Here is a 6,216-nt window from a genome sequence, read left to right on the forward strand (position 1 = left end):
CAACTTTAACTAGGCGTTTAATGCCATAATTGATGGTTTAATATTCCTTTTTATGGTTTCGGTGACGACCGGCTTCAAAGGGGCTTTCTTAGCATGTATCAATTGAATAAGTAATAATATTGGTTTGATTAGCTCAATTTTAAATTAACACTAAAAATAAGAATAAGGTTTGGGTATACGGCGTTTTTTTGGGGTTTTCTTTTTCTGTGGCTTGAGCTGCCATTGAGAATAATCCGTGACGTAAATTTCATTAAGTTTTAAATCATAGGGGATATCTTCTAAATTGTCAGCGATTTCATCATAAGGTGAAGGTAGTGTAAAAGATAGACCATAATCATCATCAACAATCAACATACCAAGTAAGAGGTGTCGAAACTTAGTAAGATAGCATAGTTCTTCCATGGTAATGCCAGCATATAACTCATTTTGATATTTATTCAAATATTTGCCTTGATAATTTTGGTTGCACCCTATTCCAATAATGTTGCCGTCAAATGTGGTAGTGATTGTCAATGTGCCATCGTTTAACGAATAGAAGCACCATCTATTTTGCTCACTAGGTGGAGAATACAATTCACATTCTTGACACTTAATGTCAAAACGTTGATACATTTCATCCATATAAGTGAGAATGTTATCACCTATTTGAATATTTCCTATTGATTTATAGCTAATAATGTTAGCATTCAATGCGATCATGACTTACCACCCTGACACTTGTCCATCGTCATCTAATATTTTAATCTCAGTCTGACTTCTTACCCATGTAAATAACTGCGCTAAATCTTTTTCGATCCTAGGCGGATGAGCACTTATTTCAATAAAAATTTGAGTATCTTCCAAAAATAGTCTGACATCGAACAATCTACTCTTATCATTATCCCAATATGGTGAGCCTGATAAACAGTATGCGCTACTTTTAGCAATATAAGTGGGTAATGATAAAATTTTATTGGCAATATCACTGGCGTTTTGCTGATACCATGTGTGATTCATAAACACTAATCTAAACTCGGCTGACATTGAGTGGTGTTATCCCCATCATAATAAATTTTATTACTAAAACGTATGGCTAAGTATCTGATATCCATTATTCAATAACTAAATAGTTAATCACCAGTAACACGTAATTGTTTAATATTTTTTTGTTTGAGCGTGATGATCATCCGTTGCAGTTCAGGAGTAAAATTTTCAATTTGTGGCATAATTTGCGTTAAATCAGTTATCAATATTGCCAAATTGCTAGCATTAAACACAACATTAACGGTGTAATAGTCACGAATTTTTTTTAATTGTTTAAGACTCTTCCAGCAGGTTGATGTACTAAATATTTTTCCATGGAGATCTTCGCTCATGGTAAATCTTGCTGATTGCTGATTGTCAAAGTCGATAATAAAATCTAGCGCCATAAATTTAAATACCTTATTAGGCAGTAAATAATAAGATATTATCTTATATATTTACAAGATTACTGGATTAATATCTTTGTTTTTACCTAATTATCAGACAGATTAGAGGCTGTTAGATAAAAAAGGTTTATTCAGTTTTTTAGCTAATTTTTCTACACATTCTCTAGCTGCGATTTTGTAATTGATTGCATTTTCATAGGATTCATTTTTATCAACATATTCTTCAAATGTTTTAAGTGCACCTAAAAAACGAGCGGCAACAATAGTAAATTCATTATTGATCCAACAAGCAAAAATTGTTGAAGCAAACCCTTCAAGATTTTTATAATAAACAATATTTTCGATTTTTTCGATATCTAAAATCAATACATGATTTACCTGTAAACTTTCTGGTAATCGTTTAATCTCTGTCGCATCAATGTATAAAGTTCCGTTTACGGATAAATTTTCGGGCAAGGTGCTAATTTTTTGATTTTGTAAACTTAGATAACCCCCAACTGATAAATTTTCTGATAATTTATTGATTTGCGTGTGAAATAAATCTAAATTACCACCTATAGTAAGATTACGTGGCAATGTTTGAATCTCAGTATATTCAAGTTCTAAACTTCCAGAAACAGAAAGACCTTCAGGCAGGTTTGTTAATTTAGTGCCACTTAATGCTAAATTACCATTAATAGAGAACTTTTCTGGTAAACTTGTGATATTTGTATAGCTTAAATCTAATCCCCCACCAATTGATAAATATGTTGGTAATACTTCAATTTGAGTATCGTATAAATTTAAATTTCCCTTAACTGTGATATGTTCAGGTAATGCTTTTATCTTAGTATATTGCAAAATTAAGTTACCAAGTACGGTTAAGTTATCAGGTAACGATTCTATTTTTGATGAGTCTAAATCTAAATTTCCTCCACAAAAAAAAGTGTTAGGTAATGTTTTAATATCGCTGTAAGCTAAATATAAATTACCACCAACTGATAGATTATCAGGCAATGTCTGGATATGGGTATAATTTAAATTTAGATTGCCACTAATCGTTAAATTTTGAGGTAATTCTTCTATATGTGAATGAGCTAAATTTAGATGCCCACTAATTGATAAATTATTAGGAAGTGTCTTAATATTTGTATGATATAAGTCCACATTACCATTAATGGTTATTTTATTGTTTTTAATAAAATAATTTATTCCCTTTTTTTTAAGTAATATGAAAAATTTTTCCACCACTTATTTCCTTTCTTTGTCAATGCTTTAAATGGATTACTGTGTACATAACTCGGCTTTTTCCTATACAGAATAGTTTTAATGATTAGTAATGTTTTTGTTTTAACGCTATTGCTGTTGTCCTGCTTCAAAATGGTAGTGTTCCATTGAGGCACAGGTAAAAGATTCAATAAAGGCAGGTTTTGTATGCCACGTTTGTTTGGCAGTAAATAAATCATTAGCAATGGCCCAATCATACACCCCAGTATTCACAGGATAACGGGTTAACACACCAGATAATTGATGTTTTTCAATCCAAGTTTTAGCTTCAGTTAACGAGGTGAATACACCAGCAGGAAAACTTGCACCTGCACCATTAAATACCCATATTTCGTTCATTTTTTGCTATCCTATCTGCTCTATTCCCATTGCAACATGGTATTATGTAATAAAATTAATATGTGATTTAATACATGACAACAATTTAAGAGAAATGTTGTCGACAATAATCGACTCAAAATTATCAATATTATCTTGATATTCCATCACTTTATCCATGCCATAATTTGAGTAAACAAAGCAAGTTACATGTATCTTATCATTTGTTAGGCGAATATTAACAATATCATTATCAAATAGTTCCATACTGTTAATTGATAATTTGAAACGCAGATAAATTCGCTGTTTTAAGATATTAACATGCACATAACTAGCCATATCCGTTAATTTAAACTGCCTAGCAATATTCGATTGTAAAAAAATCCCTATTTGATTAAGTCTATTCGATAAGTGTGATAGCAAATCAACTGTTTTTTTATTGTCAAAAATCATCATACTTGAATACTATAAAAGATTAACGTACTTACGCTATCGGTGACCAAAAACAAAGTACATAATTTTTTAACTAACTTAATTAGCGTATTGTAAGAAAGCATCGTTTTCAAAATAAAAGACAAAAGAGCTAAACAAATCCTCTAATGTTGGATTATCTAATTCATTGTTAGCCACACTAATAATATCTTCAATCTCGGCTTTTTCTAGCGTTGGTATCCAACCTTCTTGTATAGCTTGTTTAGGCAGGTTTGAATCACAATCATCTAAAATATCTTCATCCTCAAGACTAAAAACTCCTTGGGTATCAAGTGTCCAAGATGAGTGTTCAGCGGGAAGATAAAAAAAACTGTATGGCATGTTTTCTATGTTAGAAAGCATATCTCGTATAGTAATAAAATTCATCATTTTCCCCAAAAAATTAAAAAATTTAGGATGTTTTCAGTATGCAAACATCAGTGTAATGGCATATTAAATGATTGTCAGTACTCAATAAGTAATGTATTCATTTAATCGCCATCAGCAATAATGACTTCTTCTTCACGCACGGCTTGCTTAAGTCACATGACTAGCTTTTGGATTTCGTTGTCGTGATATTTTTGTAACAAGTTAATTAATATTTTTTGATGATCAGGATAGATTCAACATCGACCATAAGCATCAATTATGATGCCTGTTTTCTGCTTTAAATCGATAAAAGCTTGCTCAAGTAATTGTACTTTTTTATCACTTAAAATAACAGATGGCTTACTGCCGTTTTGATCCGATAAGTAAGAAAAATCTAACATCTTTGGTATTCCTTAAGTATTGATAAAATGTTAGTTACTCTTGGTTACATAAATTAAGAATATATTGAGGTGTCTTTTTTCGATAACGTATGCTCTGTTTTAAACCAATGGAGCCTTGCCTTACACATTTTAGCAGATCCTCATCACTAATAATAAAATCACTATCTTCCAAAAAAATATCAATCACTGCTTCGGCAAATGAATCTGGAATATGATTTAAGGCAAAGTTAAAAATACGATTTTTTGCGTCGTTATGTTGTAATATTGATTCAATGATGATCGATGCATTTTGCTGCCAATTTTCGGCAAACCGTAGAAAATCTTGCTCATTGAACGTATCTTGCAGAATGATTTTAGCTACCATTTCGCCTCTTTAATTATGTTTTACGGTAAATATAATTGTTATTTAAAGGTAAATCCTTACTCGCAACAACGATCATCACTATATTGATTATCAATATGCAAAAATATATAGATAATTCATTATAAACAATTTTTCATCTTAATAACTATCTATTATTTCAATACAAAGATTTTAGTATTTTATCTATTTAAGTGATATTTTATTCTTTTTAATCAAAAAATAGCGTTCGGAAGAAATTGGACGGGAGATGTAAGGTAGATATCTAAGTGCAAACGGAAAGGTTTTTATAGGTTTGTTAAAAAGTTCGAGTAACCAACCATCAGAATCTTTAAGCGACATAAATTCAAAACTTATCGTATTATCGGATAAAATTTTAATATCACGAAGACAACAAGCACTAAGCCAAGCATATGCGCCACCACCAATTCTGGCTCGATCGACGATTTTATTACTTTTTAAATCAAGTAAATAAATAGATAAAATCTCTTCCCAAGCATCACCATTTTGCGACACAAAAAGTAAGATATAATCATCATTATAACTAAAAGCCGCTTCTAAATAGCCCCCTTTCAATTTTTCATTACAGCCAATACCATCAACTTCAACAAGTGAATAGATTTCGCCAGGTTTCCTGAGAGGTAAAGGCTTTACTACAACATTGGATATCATTTGTATCATACTTAATCCTAAAAGGCTTATTTGTTATTTAAAATATCAATAGAAAGCCTATCTACACTAAACTTAATAAAATCATCACTTAAGTAAGCAAAATCATAAAATAAATCATCTTGAAACACAAGATTCGATAGTACTACTCTATTTTCAAATAGATAACCATTAATATGATGAACAAAAGTATCAGCTTGTTGCATAATAGAAAAATGCTTATCTCTAGATAGTTCAGGTGTAACTACCCCCTAAAATAGTACAGCACAAAAGTAGAAAATTCTCTATGATACAAGTAAAGGGGATTTAATGATGAAAAAAATGACTGAACATCAAATCGTCGCTATTTTAAAAGAAGCTGAAGCAGGTATTCCTGTCAAGGAACTCTGCCGTAAATATGGCATGGCAAATTCAACTTTCTATAAATGGCGAGAAAAATACGGCGGAATGGAAACTTCGGATATCAAACGCTTAAAAGAGCTGGAGGCTGAAAACCGTAAGCTTAAGCAGATGTTTGCCGAACTGAGCTTAAAATCCCAGCTTCAGGAAGAAATCATAAAAAAGCTTTAGTGCCAACTGGGGCACGTAAAACGTGGGCACAGCAACTACAACAAAATCATTCAGTTACTATTGCTATGAGTTGTGCCATTGTTGGCTTAAGCCGTTGTGCTTACTATCATCAACCTAAGTTACCGGATGATTCGGTGATTATTTCGGTGTTGAATGCTATCACAGACCGGCATTTACGCTGGGGCTTTCCCAAATGTTTTAATCGCATCAGAAAGCTCGGCTATAAATGGAATCATAAACGGGTGTATCGGGTGTATTGTGAATTAAAGCTTAATCTCAGGGTAAAGCGTAAACAGCGCATTCCTCCACGAAACCCAGAAAGGTTATTAGTCCCCAATAAACAAGGTGAATGTTGGTCAATGGATTTTATGAGTGACAGTAG

Annotated in this window: 13 protein-coding genes; 2 read left to right on the forward strand and 11 right to left on the reverse strand. The window is 31.8% G+C overall.

The genetic code is table 11. The features are described from left to right. Positions 1-150 precede the first annotated feature (150 nt). From A9G24_RS07710 to A9G24_RS12845, 11 genes are all read right to left on the reverse strand, one after another. Positions 151-699, reverse strand: coding sequence for a hypothetical protein (locus A9G24_RS07710; RefSeq protein ID WP_065638484.1), 549 nt, complete (start codon positions 697-699; stop codon positions 151-153). A 3-nt stretch (positions 700-702) separates the two neighbouring features. Beyond that, entirely contained in the window at positions 703-1,023 is a 321-nt protein-coding gene (locus A9G24_RS07715; RefSeq protein ID WP_065638485.1) for a hypothetical protein, read from the reverse strand. Positions 1,024-1,109: 86 nt separating this feature from the next. After that, entirely contained in the window at positions 1,110-1,409 is a 300-nt protein-coding gene (locus A9G24_RS07720) for a hypothetical protein (RefSeq protein WP_065638486.1), read from the reverse strand. A 102-nt stretch (positions 1,410-1,511) separates the two neighbouring features. Further along, on the reverse strand, positions 1,512-2,636 hold the full coding sequence (locus A9G24_RS07725; RefSeq protein ID WP_065638487.1) for a hypothetical protein: 1,125 nt from the start codon (positions 2,634-2,636) through the stop codon (positions 1,512-1,514). A gap of 108 nt (positions 2,637-2,744) precedes the next feature. Then, positions 2,745-3,014, reverse strand: a complete 270-nt coding sequence (locus tag A9G24_RS07730; RefSeq protein ID WP_065638488.1) for a DUF7710 domain-containing protein — start codon at positions 3,012-3,014, stop codon at positions 2,745-2,747. Positions 3,015-3,056: 42 nt separating this feature from the next. Continuing rightward, positions 3,057-3,449 (reverse strand): hypothetical protein, encoded by a 393-nt coding sequence (locus tag A9G24_RS07735; RefSeq protein WP_065638489.1) that lies wholly within the window; start codon positions 3,447-3,449, stop codon positions 3,057-3,059. A gap of 75 nt (positions 3,450-3,524) precedes the next feature. Next, a complete protein-coding gene (locus tag A9G24_RS07740) occupies positions 3,525-3,854 on the reverse strand; it encodes a DUF7716 domain-containing protein (RefSeq protein ID WP_218056253.1) in 330 nt (109 codons plus the stop codon). A 233-nt stretch (positions 3,855-4,087) separates the two neighbouring features. Further along, the gene (locus tag A9G24_RS13060; RefSeq protein ID WP_218056254.1) at positions 4,088-4,234 is read right to left on the reverse strand and encodes a hypothetical protein; all 147 of its coding nucleotides are present in this window, start codon (positions 4,232-4,234) and stop codon (positions 4,088-4,090) included. A 34-nt stretch (positions 4,235-4,268) separates the two neighbouring features. Further along, on the reverse strand, positions 4,269-4,598 hold the full coding sequence (locus A9G24_RS07750; RefSeq protein WP_065638491.1) for a hypothetical protein: 330 nt from the start codon (positions 4,596-4,598) through the stop codon (positions 4,269-4,271). A 183-nt stretch (positions 4,599-4,781) separates the two neighbouring features. After that, the gene (locus A9G24_RS07755; RefSeq protein WP_065638492.1) at positions 4,782-5,276 is read right to left on the reverse strand and encodes a hypothetical protein; all 495 of its coding nucleotides are present in this window, start codon (positions 5,274-5,276) and stop codon (positions 4,782-4,784) included. A gap of 17 nt (positions 5,277-5,293) precedes the next feature. Beyond that, entirely contained in the window at positions 5,294-5,470 is a 177-nt protein-coding gene (locus A9G24_RS12845; protein ID WP_176701175.1) for a hypothetical protein, read from the reverse strand. Positions 5,471-5,576: 106 nt separating this feature from the next. Here A9G24_RS12845 and A9G24_RS07760 point away from each other — a divergent pair, with 106 nt between their 5' ends. Together A9G24_RS07760 and A9G24_RS07765 are read left to right on the forward strand one after the other, a co-directional pair. Then, a complete protein-coding gene (locus A9G24_RS07760) occupies positions 5,577-5,834 on the forward strand; it encodes a transposase (RefSeq protein WP_065637205.1) in 258 nt (85 codons plus the stop codon). Beyond that, positions 5,834-6,216 (forward strand): IS3 family transposase (locus tag A9G24_RS07765; RefSeq protein ID WP_141673118.1); only part of this gene is annotated, 383 nt, incomplete at its 3' end. The genes A9G24_RS07760 and A9G24_RS07765, both read left to right, overlap by 1 nt.

The sequence above is a fragment of the Gilliamella sp. App6-5 genome, from assembly GCF_001690525.1.
Classification (GTDB): Bacteria; Pseudomonadota; Gammaproteobacteria; order Enterobacterales; family Orbaceae; genus Gilliamella; species Gilliamella apicola_H.